Annotated in this window: 14 protein-coding genes; 6 read left to right on the forward strand and 8 right to left on the reverse strand. The window is 59.7% G+C overall.

What is annotated here, in order from left to right; translation table 11 throughout:
* The first annotated feature begins 12 nt into the window (after positions 1-12).
* The 3 genes from ICI42_RS10970 (at position 13) to ICI42_RS10980 (ending at position 3,716) form a co-directional block, all read left to right on the forward strand.
* The gene (locus ICI42_RS10970; protein ID WP_188164616.1) at positions 13-945 is read left to right on the forward strand and encodes a 2-dehydro-3-deoxygalactonokinase; all 933 of its coding nucleotides are present in this window, start codon (positions 13-15) and stop codon (positions 943-945) included.
* Entirely contained in the window at positions 942-1,574 is a 633-nt protein-coding gene (locus ICI42_RS10975) for a 2-dehydro-3-deoxy-6-phosphogalactonate aldolase (RefSeq protein WP_188164617.1), read from the forward strand. Before ICI42_RS10970 ends, ICI42_RS10975 begins: the two co-directional genes overlap by 4 nt.
* A 492-nt stretch (positions 1,575-2,066) precedes the next feature.
* Positions 2,067-3,716: a flavin-containing monooxygenase gene (locus ICI42_RS10980; protein WP_188164618.1), complete on the forward strand. Its 1,650-nt coding sequence runs from the start codon at positions 2,067-2,069 to the stop codon at positions 3,714-3,716.
* Positions 3,717-3,967: 251 nt separating this feature from the next.
* Here the strand turns inward: ICI42_RS10980 and ICI42_RS10985 are convergent, their stop codons facing one another.
* Together ICI42_RS10985 and ICI42_RS10990 are read right to left on the reverse strand one after the other, a co-directional pair.
* Complete coding sequence (locus tag ICI42_RS10985) at positions 3,968-4,447, reverse strand: VOC family protein (RefSeq protein WP_188164619.1); 480 nt, start codon at positions 4,445-4,447, stop codon at positions 3,968-3,970.
* 89 nt (positions 4,448-4,536) lie between these two features.
* Entirely contained in the window at positions 4,537-4,923 is a 387-nt protein-coding gene (locus tag ICI42_RS10990; protein WP_188164620.1) for a VOC family protein, read from the reverse strand.
* 426 nt (positions 4,924-5,349) lie between these two features.
* Between ICI42_RS10990 and ICI42_RS10995 the strand changes: the two genes are divergently transcribed.
* Positions 5,350-5,580 (forward strand): hypothetical protein, encoded by a 231-nt coding sequence (locus ICI42_RS10995; protein WP_188164621.1) that lies wholly within the window; start codon positions 5,350-5,352, stop codon positions 5,578-5,580.
* 185 nt (positions 5,581-5,765) lie between these two features.
* Here ICI42_RS10995 and ICI42_RS11000 read toward each other — a convergent pair whose 3' ends face one another.
* On the reverse strand, positions 5,766-6,353 hold the full coding sequence (locus ICI42_RS11000; protein WP_188164622.1) for a TetR/AcrR family transcriptional regulator: 588 nt from the start codon (positions 6,351-6,353) through the stop codon (positions 5,766-5,768).
* A 213-nt stretch (positions 6,354-6,566) separates the two neighbouring features.
* Between ICI42_RS11000 and ICI42_RS11005 the strand changes: the two genes are divergently transcribed.
* Both ICI42_RS11005 and ICI42_RS11010 read left to right on the forward strand, forming a co-directional pair.
* Entirely contained in the window at positions 6,567-9,707 is a 3,141-nt protein-coding gene (locus ICI42_RS11005) for an efflux RND transporter permease subunit (protein WP_188164623.1), read from the forward strand.
* 13 nt (positions 9,708-9,720) lie between these two features.
* Positions 9,721-10,872 (forward strand): efflux RND transporter periplasmic adaptor subunit, encoded by a 1,152-nt coding sequence (locus tag ICI42_RS11010; protein WP_188164624.1) that lies wholly within the window; start codon positions 9,721-9,723, stop codon positions 10,870-10,872.
* A gap of 161 nt (positions 10,873-11,033) precedes the next feature.
* On the opposite strand, the gene ICI42_RS11015 is transcribed toward ICI42_RS11010, so the two are convergent.
* The 5 genes from ICI42_RS11015 to ICI42_RS11035 form a co-directional block, all read right to left on the reverse strand.
* A complete protein-coding gene (locus tag ICI42_RS11015; protein ID WP_188164625.1) occupies positions 11,034-11,948 on the reverse strand; it encodes an SMP-30/gluconolactonase/LRE family protein in 915 nt (304 codons plus the stop codon).
* A 12-nt stretch (positions 11,949-11,960) separates the two neighbouring features.
* Positions 11,961-12,908, reverse strand: a complete 948-nt coding sequence (locus tag ICI42_RS11020) for an ABC transporter permease (RefSeq protein ID WP_188164626.1) — start codon at positions 12,906-12,908, stop codon at positions 11,961-11,963.
* Positions 12,905-13,846 carry an ABC transporter permease gene (locus tag ICI42_RS11025; protein ID WP_188164627.1) on the reverse strand — a complete coding sequence of 314 codons (942 nt, stop codon included), beginning with the start codon at positions 13,844-13,846 and terminating at the stop codon, positions 12,905-12,907. The genes ICI42_RS11020 and ICI42_RS11025 overlap by 4 nt, the downstream gene beginning before the upstream one ends.
* Positions 13,843-15,303 (reverse strand): sugar ABC transporter ATP-binding protein, encoded by a 1,461-nt coding sequence (locus ICI42_RS11030; RefSeq protein WP_188164628.1) that lies wholly within the window; start codon positions 15,301-15,303, stop codon positions 13,843-13,845. The genes ICI42_RS11025 and ICI42_RS11030 overlap by 4 nt, the downstream gene beginning before the upstream one ends.
* Positions 15,304-15,378: 75 nt before the next feature.
* On the reverse strand, positions 15,379-16,389 hold the full coding sequence (locus tag ICI42_RS11035; RefSeq protein WP_188164629.1) for an ABC transporter substrate-binding protein: 1,011 nt from the start codon (positions 16,387-16,389) through the stop codon (positions 15,379-15,381).
* Positions 16,390-16,455: the final 66 nt, after the last annotated feature.

Genomic DNA, 16,455 nt, shown 5'->3' on the forward strand with positions numbered 1-16,455 from the left:
AGGCGATGTGCCATGTCTGGTCTATCCGAAGCATCGTTCGTCGGCGTCGATTGGGGCACCAGCAGTTTTCGACTGTGGCTGATGGCTGCGGATGGCATGCCCTTGGCTTCGAGCCGAAGCGGCGAGGGAATGCTGCATTGCTCCTCCTCTGGAGGGTTCCAGCCAGTTCTCGACAAGCACCTCGCTGAAGTCCGCGCGCCCGAAGGGCTGCCCGTATTGATCTGCGGCATGGCCGGCGCACGCCAAGGCTGGGTCGAGGCAGCTTATGTGCATACGCCTACGGCACTCGGCGACCTGCATAGCCGCGCCATCAGCGTGCCCGTGGAAGGGCGCGACATCCGTATCCTGCCCGGCATCGCCCAAGTCTTGGCCGAAGCGCCCAACGTCATGCGTGGCGAGGAAACACAGCTTCTCGGTTCCATCGCCGATGGGTTTACCGGTCTGGTTTGCATGCCCGGAACGCATTGCAAGTGGGTCGCGATCGACGGCGGTACGATTGTCCGATTCGCCAGCTTCATGACCGGCGAGTTGTTTTCCGTTATCAGCAAACATTCGATCCTGATGCATGCCGTGGAAGAGGGCGCTCCTCCCGGTTTCGACGATCCGACCTTCCGCGCGGCGATCGATGCGGTGCGCGACGATGCGTCCGTCGCGCTGTCGGCGCTGTTTTCCATCCGCGCCGGACAGTTGCTCGGCTTCGAGAAAAAGGCTGAAGGGGCTGCGCATCTGTCCGGCCTGCTCATCGGTGCCGAGGTCGCAGCGGCTAAATCGTTATACGGTGCCCCCAGCGACATCGTGCTGGTCGGATCGGGCGCGCTGGGCAGTCTCTATGAAGCCGTTCTGACCGACGCGGGTTATCGGGTGCGCGTCGTGGATGCGGAAGAAGCTGTCCGCAACGGACTCGCGAAGGCCGCCGCCCGGCTTTGGGTAAAGGATAGAACATGAGCGAAACCGTCGTCTGGCCGTCCTTCAAGCGCGATCTGGTCGCCATCCTGCGCGGCGTGAAGCCCGATGAGGTCGAGGCCATCGTCGGCGTTCTGATCGAAGAACAATTCGAGGCCATCGAGGTGCCGCTGAATTCGCCTGAGCCGCTCCGCTCCATCGAGATCATCGCCAAGGCGTTCGGCGCCGACGCGTTGATCGGTGCTGGCACGGTGACCTTACCTGAGGACTGCGCTGATGTCGCGAAGGCAGGCGGCAGGCTGATGGTCAGCCCGAATGTAGACCCGTCTGTTATCGCCATTGCGAAATCGCGCGGCATGGTCACGCTGCCGGGTGTGTTCACGCCCACGGAAGCGCTGCTGGCGTTACGCTCGGGCGCTTCTGCGCTGAAGTTTTTCCCGGCCGGCGCATTGGGCGCATCGGGCATATCCGCCATCAAGGCCATTCTGCCGAAGGATGCCGTGGTCGGGGCAGTGGGCGGGGTCTCTGAGGCAAGTTTCGCCGACTTCGCAAGAATCGGCGTGCGCACCTTCGGCCTTGGATCCAGCCTTTATAAGCCCGGCGACAGCGCCGATGTGGTGCGCGCCAAAGCCAAGGCGGCAATCGAGGCCTATGACAGGGTGTTCGGCTAAGCGAAGAGGAGGGGAACTTTGGCGCAAGGCTACTCTGGTGAACGCGTTCTCGTCACTTTCGATTGGGCCTGATTTGCCATGGGATGACGCCGGGGCGACAAAAACTCGACGATTTCCTCGGCATCAGCTTCAAACGACCGGAAACTGTGCTGGAAAAGCGCGATTGACTCGGTGGCCCATTCTCTGTCGCCGATATGCTGGAGGATGGGCCGGCCTCGTTGATCGGTCCATGGGCCTGTGTGTTTTCCCGCCTGCGGTGACTATATCTTGCGGGGCTACGGCCCGTCCGCCTTCGTGAAGGCATGCCTGCATATACGTGAATTATACCTGCAAAGATGAATTATGCTGGGCACCTGCCGCTTTGGGTGACATCCTTTAACATCTGCACGGCGCGGTTATCGCGTGTCGAAAGTGGGAGGGGAGGGCGCAGGTCGGTAAGCGTGCCGTACGTCTCTCCTGTCCGATTTGGAAGATGGTCAGGGAGGACTTCATATGGTCGATACTGGTGCGGGCGCTGCGAACACGACGGCACGGCGGCTTGATGTGGTCATTGTCGGTGCCGGTTTCGGCGGTTTGTGCGCGGTCCATAAGTTTCGCGAGATGGGCTTGGATATACAAGCCTTTGAGGCGGGCGGGGACGTCGGCGGCGTATGGTATTGGAACCGTTATCCCGGCGCGCGGGTGGACCTGCCCAGCATCGACTATTGCTTCTCCTTCTCACCGGAGATCGAGCAGGAATGGACATGGTCGGAGGAATTCGCCGCCCAGCCCGAGCTCCTGGCCTATATGAATTTCGTGGCGGACCGGTTGGACCTGCGCAAGCACTACAAGTTCAACACACGTGTTTCCCGCGCCATCTGGGACGAGCAACGCCGTCTCTGGCAGGTGTTTACCGAGAACGGAGAGGTTTACGAGGCGACCTATTGCATCATGGCGACGGGGCCGCTTTCGGTGCCGCGCGATCCGGATATTCCAGGTCTTTCGCACTTCAAGGGCACGCTCTTGCGCGCTGCGCGATGGCCGCATGAACCGGTCGATTTTACGGGCAAACGTGTCGGTGTGATCGGCACGGGCTCGACCGGCATCCAGATCGTTCAGGAAGTGGGTCCTGAGGCGGGCGAACTCTTCGTGTTCCAAAGAACTCCGAGCTTTTCGATGCCTATGCGCAACCAAAAGCTGGAGCCCGACTATGTAGCCGAGGTGAAGCGTCATTATCCGGGGCTGAGGGCCGCCGCCCTCAACAGCGCCGTGGGTGGACTGCGCCCGCAATCAACGCGTGCCTTTTTCAGCGTGACGCCCGCTCAGCGGCGCGCGCTGCTGGAAGATGCCTGGAAGCAGGGTGGGCTTACCATTCTCGGAACGTTCAGCGACCTTTTGACCAACCCCGAAGCCAACGAGCACGTTGCCGAATTCTTGCGAGAGAAGATCGGCGAGATCGTTGAGGATAAGGCGACAGCGGAGAAGCTCAAGCCGCGGGGCTATCCGGTGTTCGCCCGCCGCCCCTGCCTCGATTCCAGCTATTACGAGACCTACAACCTTCCGCACGTGCATCTTTTGGATTGCGTGGAAGATCCGATCGAGGAGATCACCGAAAAAGGCGTGCGCCTGCGTTCCGGCGAGGTCGAACTGGATATGCTTATCCTGGCGACAGGCTATGACGGTCTGACAGGTGCGTTGACCGCCTTCGATGTGGTGGGGCGCAACGGCCTTTCCGTTCGCGACAAATGGCGGGATGGCGCGCACTCCTATCTGGGCTTGCTCATCGCCGGCTTCCCCAACCTGTTCATGACCACCGGTCCTAATGGCCCCGCGGCGCTGGCCAACATCGTACGGATTAGCGAAAACGACGTGAATTGGATCGCCTCGGCGATGAACTTCATGGAAAAGCACGGGCTGGCGACCATCGAGGTTACTCAAGAGGCGGAAGGCCGTTGGATGGACATCGTCTACGATCTCGCCCAGCGTTCGCTTTTGACAAAGGCGAAAACCTGGTATGTGGGTGCGAACGTCGCCGGCAAGGCGCAGGGCCTTAGCCTATTCACCGGCGGCTTTCCAAAATATGCGGAATATTGCGCAGCCGCCGCCCGCGCCAATTATCAGGATTGCACATTCGAGCCGCTGGAAAAGCAGGCAGTGGCCTGAAATCCTGCTGAACTGAAGGTAGTCTACTGATCTTGAAGCAGGCGGGTTGTGGCCTCGCGGCAATGCGACCCGTCGGCCTTTGGGCCAAGTTCTGCCGTCATATGATGCATAGGCACCTCGACGCCATAGGCAGTTCGGAAGGCGCAGCGGCCAGGAAACCTTTAAGATTCAAACCGCCATCGCCGAGTGCAAGACGCTCGCGCGCGGCAAATAGCAGATCCTCCAGCCTTTCCAGCCTGTGTTTGGGCAGATCAACCTTGCCGGGCTGCCTCAATCGCGGCAACGTCGATTTTTTTCATATCCATCATCGCCTCGAATGCGCGTCTCGCGCCGGCTCCGCCGGCAGCCAACGCGTCGGTCAGAACACGGGGCGTGATCTGCCACGATATGCCCCATTTATCCTTGCACCAGCCGCAGACGCTTTCCTCGCCACCATTGCCGACGATGGCGTTCCAATAGCGGTCAGTCTCCTCTTGATCGTCGGTGGCGATTTGGAAGGAGAAGGCTTCGGTGTGCTTGAATGTCGGCCCGCCATTGAGGCCGAGACAAGGGACTCCAGCGACGGTGAATTCGACGGTGAGGACGTCACCGGCCTTGCCGGAGGGGAAGTCGCTTGGCGCGAGGTGGACGGCCTTAACTGAACTGTCGGGAAAAACTTCAGCGTAAAAGCGAGCGGCGGCCTCGGCGTCCTTGTCGTACCAGATACAGATAGTGTTCTTGGCAGTGGTCATCTGTTGTCCTTTCGCTCTTGGGTGCAGCCAAAATCGGCTCTGGCTATCGATTGAAAAGTCCGCATTTTCGAGCGGCTCATGTCTCCGTCTCAGTTTCGATCCGGCATTTGATTGATGTGCAGGATGTTGCCATCCGAGTCCTTGAACCAAACAAGTTTCATGCCGCCGGCATGGTGAATATTATCCCGGAACTCACCAATCTCGGGGTAATGTTCGAAGAGGACCCCCTTAGCGGCCAAATCGGCGACGATCGCGTCTATGTCATCCCCGGCGTCCCAGACGACGGCGTTGGCGCGGTTCGTTCCCGCCGCTTCCGAGCAATAGACAATGAGATGCGTAGCGCCGGTGCGAAACGCCATCACTCCGTCCATGCCCTCCTCGTCCAATTCGAGACCCAATACATCGGAATAAAACTGACGGGCCCGCGCCATGTCCGAGACCGCGATGATGGCCGAGGAATTTCGGTCTTTGAGCATGATCTCCTCCAATATGGCCCGCCGACTATAACGTTGATATCAACTCAAATGCCGTGTGTCTATTTCTTTTGAAGCCTGCTGTTTGCGAAGGCCGCTTCGCCCGAGACAAGACTTCACTGGCCCAATCCCAACTCCTGAAGCAGGAGCATGTTAGTTGTAGATACGCCCGTGAAGATCTGGCAGATCAGGGTGGGCGCAGTTGGATTGACGTTAAAGCGTGACTTCGCAAGGACCATGTCTGTTCGCCAATCGCTGGGGATACAAAGACCGGACAGCGAATGGCCGTCTCATCTCGCTGCGGCTACCGCTGTTGACACCTCCAGCATGTGATCATAAACGCCGTCCCATCCTGTTGAAGCTGTCTGACGATATCGTCAATCGCCAGGCTATGCTACGCCGCTATCCAACAACCGAAGGAGCGAAACTGTGAGCGATCCATCCGTGGCCGAGGCGGTCGAGAGCATCTATGTGTCGCTACAGGCGGACAATGCCGAGATCGACGCTCGTATAGAAACCCTCAAGGCGGCCCTGAAAAGGGAAGGAGGGAAAGAGGTTGTGTTCGATCCTGCAAGGCTGGCGCAGAACAACCGATCGGGTCGTAAACTGATGCAGGCTTATTTTCGGCAGCGGGGCGTGACCGTAAAATTCTCAGTTTAGAATGGCCTAGATCGAGGGCTGTTGGCGCTACCATGACGCTTTGGTGGACTGAACACTTCGGAACGGCGGCTGCAGTGAAGGCCGTTGTCTTGACTAAAATGGGGCATTCCCGCCCTGGCCGTTTCGAGAGCGCACGCGGGCCGAATCCCCGAGCAGCTTGTCCTCTGGCTGGATCAACGATCTCTTCAAGCCGTGTGCTGCATGAAATCGGCCACGACCATCTGAGCAATCGGCACGAAGCGCGTTGCAGCCCCTTTCTGGCCAGCGCTGCGCCAGTTGCAGCGCGCGCCTTCGACGAGCAGGCTTAGGGCGTCGACCAGCAGTTCTGCGTCGCCGACGCCTGCTTCACGGCAGAGCTCGACAAGGCGCTTCATGTAAAGCGCTCTGAGATCCTCCACGAACCGCCGGGCGGGGTGATCGCTTTCAACCAGTTGCGCGGCTGCGTCGAGAAGTTCGCAGTTGCAGTGCTCCATCGTAATGAAGTCGCCCGCGCGACGGACCCAGTCGTTCAGTTGCGCCTTGGGATCATCCGGGTTGGTTTTCTTGATATCGTTCCAGAATGCCTCGGCCTCTGCCGCAGCTTCCTGCAAGCAAACGAACACCAGATCGTCCTTCGAACCGAAGTGGCGATAAAGCGTCATTTTGTTGCTGTCGGCGGCCTCCGCGATGGCGTCTACGCCGATCCCCTTGATGCCGTGTTTCCTGAACAGGTCGCGCGCAGCGTCTATGATCCTCTCCCGCGGGCGGGGGGGGCATTTGACAGCAGCTGTCATCACCGTTTCCTCCCTTCCAGTCTTATCGCTGAAAGGCTCTTGACAATGTTACCGATCTGTAACATCTACCCTGTTACTAGATAGTAACATCCGCCTTCGCAAGTCAATACCGGCAGCTTGAGAGCAGCACACGATCCCGTGTTCTGCAACGGTTTTTGCTACCCTGCGGAAGGGCGGGCCACAACCGGATGAGCTGGTCCGGAAGGAACCATCATGGTCAATTTCTTCATCCTGCGGCCAATCTTCGCCTCCGCGATCGCGATCATAATGGTGCTGGCCGGCGGCATTGCCTACTTTCTGCTGCCCGTTTCCCAGTTCCCGGACATCACCCCGCCGCAGATCGTCGTCGCGGCGAACTATCCTGGCGCCAGCGCGCAGGTTGTTGCCGACACGGTGACGACGCCGCTGGAGCAGCAGCTCAACGGCGTGCCGGGCATGCTTTATATGTCCTCCACAAGTTCTAATGATGGTTCTGCGCGCGTTACTCTTTCCTTCCAGGTCGGCTACTCCATCGATATCGCTGCGATGGATGTCCAAAACCGTGTATCCCAGGCTTCTCCATCCTTGCCCGCTCTGGTCAATCAGGCCGGCGTCACGGTCATCAAGCAGAACCCTAACTTCAACGTACTGGTGAATCTCGGTTCGCCCGACAAGTCGGTCGAATTCACCACGCTCAGCAATTACGCCTATTTGCAGATTCTCGATCCGATCAAGCGTCTGCCGGGCGTCGGCGATGTGCAGTTCTTCGGCGAGCGCCGCTACTCGATGCGCGTCTGGCTCGACCCGGACAAAATGGCGAGCCTCGGGGTTACGGCAGTCGATGTCCAGAACGTCATCGAGGAGCAGAACATCCAGGTTGCAGCTGGCAAGATTGGTCAGTCCCCCGCGCCAGCCGGAACACCATTCGAAATGCAGGTTAACGCCGTCGGTCGTTTGGGCGATCCGCAGCAGTTCGGCGAGATCGTTCTAAGGGTGGACCCCGAGACGAATGCCGCCCTCCGCTTGCGCGACGTTGCGCGCATCGAACTCGGCGCGCTGTCCTACTCTTCGTCGTTCAGCTTAGATGGACAAGAAAGTGTTGTGCTTGCCGTACTCCAGGCTCCCGGCTCGAACGCGCTCGACTTGCAGAACAACGTTAAGTCCAAGATGGACGAGTTGTCCAAGCGCTTTCCCGCAGGCATGTCATACAACATGTTCTACGACACGACGCGCTTCGTCTCGGCTGCGATGGACGACGTCGTCAAGACCCTCGTCGAGGCGCTCGTTCTCGTCGTTTTCGTCGTGTTCATCTTCCTCCAAAGCTGGCGCGCCACCATCATTCCGATCATCGCGATTCCGGTGTCGCTGATCGCGACGCTGACGGTCATGTACCTGCTCGGCTTCTCGCTGAATATGCTTTCGCTGCTTGGCATGGTGCTCGCGATCGGGCTTGTCGTCGACGACGCGATCGTGGTCGTGGAGAACGTTGAGCGCCAGCTCGAAGACGGCCTGCCGCCGCTCGAAGCGGCAAAGAAAGCGATGCAGGAGGTTACAGGCCCGATCATCGCCACGACCGGCGTGCTGCTCGCCGTCTTCGTGCCCGTCGCCTTTATTCCCGGAGTTGCGGGTCAGCTCTACAATCAGTTCGCGCTGACTGTCGCAATCTCGTTTGCCATCTCGGCATTCAATTCGTTGACGCTCAGTCCGGCTCTGAGCGCCGTTTTTCTGCGCCATCGCGGCGAATCGCAATTCATCCTCTTTCGCTGGTTTAATGCCGGTTTCCACTGGATGTCCAATGCCTATGCCGACAGCATCAGAACGTTCGTTCGCTGGCGCTGGGCGCTCATCGGCCTCTTCTTACTCGGCCTGGGCGGCACCTATGCGCTGTCGCAACGCATCCCCTCGACCTTTTTGCCGGTTGAGGATCAGGGCTATTTCTTCGTCGTCCTGCAGCTTCCCGATGGCGCGTCCGTCGAGCGAACCGCAGCCGTTGCCAAGAAGTCGGAAGAGGTTCTTCGTAGTCTTCCCGGCGTGGAGACGGTGGGGTCCGTCGTGGGCTTTTCCTTTCTCACATTTGCAAACCAGTCGAATGCCGGCGTTCAATTCGCCGTGTTGAAACCATGGGACGAGAGAGGGCCGGACCAAAGCGCCACGGCCCTGCGCACGCTTGCACAGCAGAAGCTGATCCAGATCCCCGAAGCGTTGGTTCTGGCATTCGACCCGCCATCGATTCAGGGTCTCGGCGCGACGGGTGGCTTTGAGTTCCAGGTGGAAGACTTGACGGGGCGCGGAGCGGTCGCACTAGATGAGGCGACGCAGGCGGTTCTTGCAGAAGCGCGCAAGCAGCCGGAGCTCAATCCCTTCACGCTCTTCACGACTTTCAGCACGTCTACGCCGCAATATTCCTACGACCTCGACCGCAACAAGGCCAAGCTGCTCGGTCTCAGCCTGCCCGACGTGTTCTCGACACTGCAAATCTATCTCGGCTCCCTTTACGTCAACGACTTCAACCTGTTCGGCCGCACGTTCCGCGTTACCCTGCAGGCGGAACAGGACGCGCGCGCTGCGTCGAACGACATCTCGCGCCTGTATGTCCGAAGCACTACGGGAGACATGGTGCCTCTCAGCACGCTGGGCGCGTTGACAGCAGTGGCGGGTCCCGAGACAATCACGCACTACAACAATTATCCGTCCGCGTTGATCAATGGCGCCGCTGCAGAAGGTTTCAGTTCGAGCCAGGCAGTTGCAGCGATGGAACGCGCCGCGGCTACAGCCCTCCCGAGGGACTTCGCCTTCGAATGGACCGGCATCACCTATCAGGAGATCCGGGCGGGTTCGATTGCCACTCTGGTGTTTGGCCTCGCCATCGTGTTCTGCTTTCTGGTGCTGGCGATGCAATATGAGAGCTGGTCGATGCCATTCGTCGTTCTGCTCGCCGTTCCGCTTGCCCTGCTTGGCGCATTGCTCGCACTTTGGGCACGCGGGTTGCAGATCGACGTCTACTCGCAGATCGGCTTTGTCATGCTGATCGGCCTTGCGGCCAAAAACGCAATCCTCATCGTCGAGTTCGCGAAGCGTCGCCGCGAGGAAGGCGTCGAGATTGTAGCAGCGGCGGTCGAGGCAGCGCGGCTCCGCCTGCGGCCTATCCTGATGACCGCCTTCGCATTCATCCTCGGCGTGGTGCCGCTGATGACAGCAACCGGTGCCGGCGCGGCGAGCCGGCGGTCGATCGGCACCACAGTCTTCGGCGGCATGCTTGTGGCAACCGTCCTGACGCTCGTCTTCGTGCCGATCTTCTACGTCGTCCTTGAAACCTGGCGTGAACGCCTGTCCTCCCGTTCGTCCGTGCCTGAAACGGTCGAACCGGCTGAATAAACGGAGCCTCGAAATGCGCAGTCTCAAAATAGGTCTCAACGGGACCCTTCTCGCGTTGGCCGTAGCCGGCGGCTACCTGCTGGCGCAACACGGTTGGGGTGCCGCCAGCACCCCTGCCGACGCGGCACCGTCGCCTGCTCCTCAGGCAATGCCTGTACCGGTCGTCGATGTCGTGAAGAAAACCATCCCGATCTATCTCGAATATTCCGCGCGAACGGAAGCGATCCGCAACGTTACGCTACGCGCCAAAGCGTCAGGCTATTTGCAGGAGCAACTGGTAGCGGACGGCGCGGACGTGAAGGCCGGCGATCTGCTCTACAGGATCGACGCGAGCGACTATCAGGCTGCGCTCGACCAGGCCACGGCGCAAATCCAGCGCGACGAGGCATCGCTGGCATATCTCCGCTCGAATCTCAGCCGAGGCAACGAGCTCGCCTCCAATGGCTACCTTGCAAAGGACGGCTTCGACCAGCGCCAAAGTGCCATGCGCCAGGGAGAGGCCTCCCTTGCCATGTCACGCGCGGCCCAGCATACGGCTGAACTCAATCTGAAAAACACCGAGATCCGCGCACCATTTACCGGCCGGCTGGGTCGCAATCAGGCTCCGGAAGGAACGCTCATCACCAGTTCGTCCGGGACGCCCCTCAACAACCTCGTCCAGCTTTCGCCCATCTATATCACCTTCAATCCCAGCGAAAACGAGATGGCCGAAATCCAGAAGGCGTTCGCCAATGGCACGGTAGAGACGGAAGTGGTCATTCCCGGCAGCGAGGAGAAGCCTCGCCAAGGCAAGCTCACCTTCATCGACAATGCAGTGGAGCGCAACACCGGCACGGTGGCAGCGCGGGCGACCATCGAAAACTCGGACTTTTCCCTGTTGCCCGGACAGTATGTCCGCATCCGGCTCCACATCAGGGAATTGCCCGATGCGCTGATGGTGCCGCAGACCGCGCTCGGCTCCAGTCAGTTCGGCAAGTATGTCTATGTTGTCGGCAAAGATAACCTCGTGGAACAGCGCGTTGTCTTGCTCGGGCCTGCGGACGGCGATCTCGTGACGCTTACTTCGGGCGTGAACGAGGACGACAAGATTATCTCCGGCAATCTCCAGAAGATCTTCCCAGGAGTACCAGTACAACCCGTGGGAGGCAGCGACCGGCAGCTTTAGTCGGTCCACCACGTGGTCACGACGAGTGAAAACTCTCGCCAACGCAACGTTGTACGATTAACTCCTTGCCGTCGTGCGGACGAGGCACGGCAGCGACGATGCAGTTGTTATGACGGATAGCGACAGCCGTCATAACCATCCAAGATGGAAAGGCGAAGCCGTCATCCAAGCGAACTGCCGTTTGTCGCAGTGTAGATGGCATAAAGCGACCGGCTTGCCGTGATGAACAAGCGGTTTTTTCTCCGCCCTCCAAACGTCAGATTGGCGACCGTTTGTGGAACAAGGATTTTGCCCAGAAGTTTGCCATCCGAGCCAAAACAATGAACACCGTCGCCGGCGCTGGTCCACAGGTTCCCGCTGAGATCAAGGCGAAAGCCGTCGGGTAAGCCATTGTCGAGCTCGCAAAACACGCGATCGTTGGATAAGCGTCGGCCGTCCGTCACATCGAAGGCGCGGATGTGGCGAGGCGCTCCGCTATCATGGCTGGACGATGAATCCGCCACATAGAGGATGCTTTCGTCGGGTGAGAAGGCGAGCCCGTTTGGCTGGCCGAAATCGGTGATGACGGCGTCGATCTCGCCCGTGGCAGGATCCAGCCGGTAGACATTTCGCGTTGGTTGCTCGGGATGGGCACGATATCCTTCGTAATCGGACATGATGCCGTAGGTAGGATCGGTAAACCACACAGTGCCGTCGGAGCGAACCACCACATCGTTGGGCGAGTTCAGGCGCTTGCCCTGATAGCTGTCGGCGAGAACCGTGACCGAACCGTCGATCTCTGTGCGCGTGACGCGCCGACCGCCATGCTCGCATGAGACCAACCGTCCCTGGCGGTCGCGGGTATTGCCGTTGGTGAAGTTGGATGGCGATCGAAACACCGAAACAATGCCGTCAGTCCAGCGCAGTATGCGCTCATTCGGTATATCGCTCCAGATGAGGCAGTTCAGATCGGCGAACCAGACCGGCCCTTCCGCCCAGCGGCAACCGGAGTAAAGCTCCTCCAGTTCCGAACTTGGCACGATAAGATGCCGGAAACGGTCGTCGTGAATCTCATAGGTGGAAGATGTCTGCGGCATGGGAAATGTCCGTTATCGAAAGGATTGTCTGCCGCCGGCGAGCAGGATGACGACGATGATGATGAGACCGGTCAGAATGAGACGGAAGCCGGCACCGAAGCCATAGGTGTTCAGCATCGATACGACGAGAAACAGGAACAGCGAGGCGCCCCATATACCGGGAATGTTGGAATTGCCGCCGGCGACCGCCGTCCCGCCGATAACAACGACTGCAATCGACAACAGCAGATATTCGGAGCCCATATTGAGCGCCGCTCCACCGGAAAAACTAGCGAGCAGATAGCCGCATAAGGCGGCAAGCACTGCGCAGAGCATGTATGTGACAAGGCGAGTACCATCGACGGGAATGCTGGCCATGCGGGCGGCAAACATGCTCTGCCCGATCGCCGATATCCAGCGGCCATAAATGGATTTTTCGAGCAGCACCCAGGCCAGCACCGAGAGAAGAAACGCGACCAAAGCCACATTGGGAATGCCGAACAGATCCGATGTGGTAAAGTTTGCCAGCATTTCCGGCGGCTTGATGCGCAGGCCACGGTTGCTCCAGATCGCCACGGACTGGATGATGAAGCTCATCGACAGCGTGGCGATGATCGGCGGGATACGTAGGAGCTTGATCAGAACGTAGTTGCCAAGCCCGACGATGAGACCGATACCGATAGATGCGAGGAGACCAACCAGGATCATGCCGTCCTGAACGTCCATCAGTTTCAACGCTAGTGTGCCGGAGAGCGTCATTGTGGCGGGAACCGAGAGGTCGATATTGCCCGGGCCAAGCGTGATGACGAACATCTGACCGATCCCGACGATTACGGAAAAGGCTGCGAAGGTGAGTGCCGCCTGAGATAGTCCGAAGGAGCTCGCACCGCCGGTAAACAGCACCGTGATGATCCAGACGATGACGGTTGCGGCAAAGGACCAGATCCAGGGCTTGCCTAATAAAAACCGGTGCGGGGTCAAAGGCTCTTCTCCCGCTTTTCCAGACGGTTGAGGGCAAGCCGAAGCGCCAGAACGACGATCAGGATCGCACCCTGCGCGCCGATCTGCCAATCCGGTGAAATGCGCATGAAGGACAGAAACGAACCGGCGAGCGTCAGCGTCAGCGCGCCGATGACCGCACCGATCGGCGAGACCTTGCCGCCGACGAACTGCCCGCCGCCGAGAATGACGCCGGCGATCGAGAGAAGCGTGTAACGCAGGGCGATATTGGCATCCGCTGACGTGGTGAGCCCGACGAGCGCGATTCCGGAGAGGATGGCGAAAAAGCCTGCCAGCGCATAAGTCCCGGCCCTCACGCCGATCACCGACCAGCCGGCTCGCTGGACCGAGCGGTTGTTGCCGCCGACGCCGCGCATCAGCACGCCGAAGGAGGATCGCATGACGATGAAATGGGTGACTCCAGCGATTACAATGCTTGCGACAATCGCCATCGGAACGAGCGGCGGCTTTGCGGTCATGACCCATCTCGCCCATGCCGGCGCGGTCCCGCCGGGCGACGGAAGAAGTAGCACAGCAAGCCCGCCCCAGACGAAGCTCATGCCGAGGGTCACGACGATTGACGGAAGTTCGCGGACATGGATGACGACGCCGATTGCGGCATAGGCGGCGATGGCGCCGACGAATATCAGGATGCCGAGCATCGGCGAGGTCTGCAGCATCGTTGCCGCGACACAGGCACAAAAGCTGACGAAAGTGCCCATCGACAGGTCGAGATCGTTGACCGACATGATCAGCATCTGAGCGATGGTCGCCAGCGCGATGGGCACGGCCAGATTGAAGAGCAGATTGAGCCCGTTATAGCTCATGGCGCGCGGCTGCATGTAGAAAACCGCGGCGAGCAGCAGAGCAAGCGATGCTGCTGGAATGAGCAAGCGAATGGTGCCGGATGAGATCTTCACGCGGCCGCTCCTTCGCTGAAGGATGCAGCCAATATGTTCTTCTCGGTGATGTCCTCGCCGATCAGCTCCTCCATGATAGCACCTTCCCGAAAGACGTAGACCCGGTCGCAAAGGCGGATCTCGTCCATCTCGGTCGAGTACCAGATGAAAGTCCGGCCGTTGGCGGCTTCCGAGCGCAGAATGTCGTAGACTTCCTGCTTGGTGCCGATATCGACGCCGCGCATCGGATCGTCCATCAGCACGATATCGGCGGTGGTGGCCAGCGCGCGCGCGAAAAGCACCTTCTGCTGGTTGCCGCCGGAGAGCGACAGGATACGATTGTCCATGTCCGGAGTGCGGATTTCGATGCGCTTTTTCCAACTTTCCCCGAGTGTTTCCTCCCGCATCCGGTCGACCATTCGGTTGGTGGACAACTGGCCCAGCGAAGCGACTGAAAGATTCTTGAGAATGCTCCACAGCGGAAAGGTGCCGTTGAGGCTGCGGTCGCCGGCGACGAAGGCGATCTCTCGTCTGCGCGTCGGCCACCAATTGCTGTTGCGGTCGAGATAGAGATCGAGCAGGGCCTCCGTCTGGCCGTGCCCGCCAAGGCCCGCCAGCCCTATCATCTCTCCGCGATAGGCCTCGAAAGCAAGTCCGTGCCCACGGCGCGGTGGCATGGATAAGACCGGTTCGCCTGTCTTGGTCGCGGCTGCTCGCGCCCATTCCTGTTCGCGTACCACATTGCCCATGGCTTCCACGAGGCTGCGGGTGGAAAACTCACCGGCGGCCCTGTCTGCTGTCACACGGCCATCCTTCATCACCACGATGCGGTCGGATGTCGAAAGAATCTCTCCGAGAATATGAGAGATCAGAAGCACCGAACCGCCTTCGGAGACGAATTTGCGGATATAGGCCATCAGCTGCGCTGCGAGGCCCGCATCGAGCGAAGAGGTCGGCTCGTCGAGAATGACGAGCTTGGGCTTCTTGTCGGTGCCGGCAAAGCTGATGGCGATCTCGACCATCTGCCGTTCGGCGATAGAGAGATCGTCGACCGTGCTGTCACCATCGATCGAGTGGCCGGGAAAAATCTCCTGAAGGTGGGCCTCGACCAGGGCAAGCGCACCGCTTCGCCAGTTCCAGCCTTTCAGATCTGGATGCATGATCCTGGCGTTTTCGGTCACGGTCAGGTTCGGGCAGAGCGACAGTTCCTGGAAGACGCAACGCACGCCATTGGCGCGGGCAGCCGAAATACCGCGTTCGTCTTGGCCGCCATAGGTGATCGTTCCCTCGTGCGGGGTCAGTCCGCCATTGATGACATTGACGATGGTCGACTTCCCGGCGCCGTTATGGCCGACAAGGCCGACGCACTCGCCGCTATGGATCACGAGGTCGGCGCCGTCGAGCGCCTTGACGGCACCAAAGGTCACCCTGACGCCGCGCGCAGCGACGACCTCGTCTCGCTTCAAGACTTCCGTCATCAGGACCGCTATCGATTGTCTGTCTGGGGTTGCAGCGGAACGCGAAGCAATCGCGTCCCGTCGCGTTGAGTGCCCTCACTGGGCAGCGGCAATCACCTTTTGGGCGTCTTCAAGCGAATATTCGACATTCGCCACGCCACCCTTCTGGGTGTTCTTCAGGTTCTCTTCCAGATTGTCCTGGTCGATGCGCAGGAAGGGAACGACGAGATCCTTCTTGACGTCCTTGCCGTCGAGGATCTGCTGGGCGACCCAAAAGGCGAGCGTCGAGACGCCGGGCGCAATAGATACCGACATGGTCTCGTAACCGTCCTTATCCTTCTGTTCCTTCCACCAGAGTAGTTCGTCTTCGCGGTTGCCCATCACGATGGTCGGAGTCGGGCGCTTGGCGGCCGCAAACGCCTGTGCCGCGCCGTAGCCGTCGCCGCCCTGGGTCACAACGGCTGCGATGTCCGGCAGGCTCGGCAGAATTCCGGCAACGGCGCGCTGGGCGACGTCCTGCGCCCAGTCGCCATTGACCGAACCGACGATTTTGAACTGCGGATTTTTCTCAACGCCAGCCTGGATGCCGGCATGGATTTCATCATCGACGGAAACGCCGGCGAGGCCGCGGATTTCCAACAGGTTGCCGCCGTTCGGCAATTTCGTGGCGAGATATTCGAGCTGGCTTTCGCCCATTCTCTTGAAGTCGACGGCAATACGCCAGGCGCAGGGTTCGGTGACGATGCCGTCGAAGGACACGACGGTGATGCCGGCGTCGCAGGCTTCCTTGATCGCGCCGTTGAGCGCGGTCGGCGAAGCGGCGTTGACGACGATTGCATCATAACCCTGCAGGATCATATTCTGAATCTGGGCGGCCTGTTCGGTCGCCTGGTTCTCGGCCGTGGTAAACGGGTCAGCAGCGGCGACCACGCCTTTGGAAACGGCTTCCTTTGTGATCGTGTCCCAGCTGGTCAGCATCGCCTGGCGCCAGGAATTGCCGGCATAGTTGTTGGACAGCGCAATCTTCTTGGATGATGTATCGGCAAGCGTTGGACTACATAGGCACGCGACGGCAACGGATGCCGCAAGCATCGTTCTGATATCCATGATTTCCTCCCAAATCTCCCTTATATCTCCGGGCCGCTCCTCAACGGTGAACCGGAGATAGTGATT

The organism is Oryzicola mucosus, assembly GCF_014534685.1.
Classification (GTDB): Bacteria; Pseudomonadota; Alphaproteobacteria; order Rhizobiales; family Rhizobiaceae; genus Oryzicola; species Oryzicola mucosus.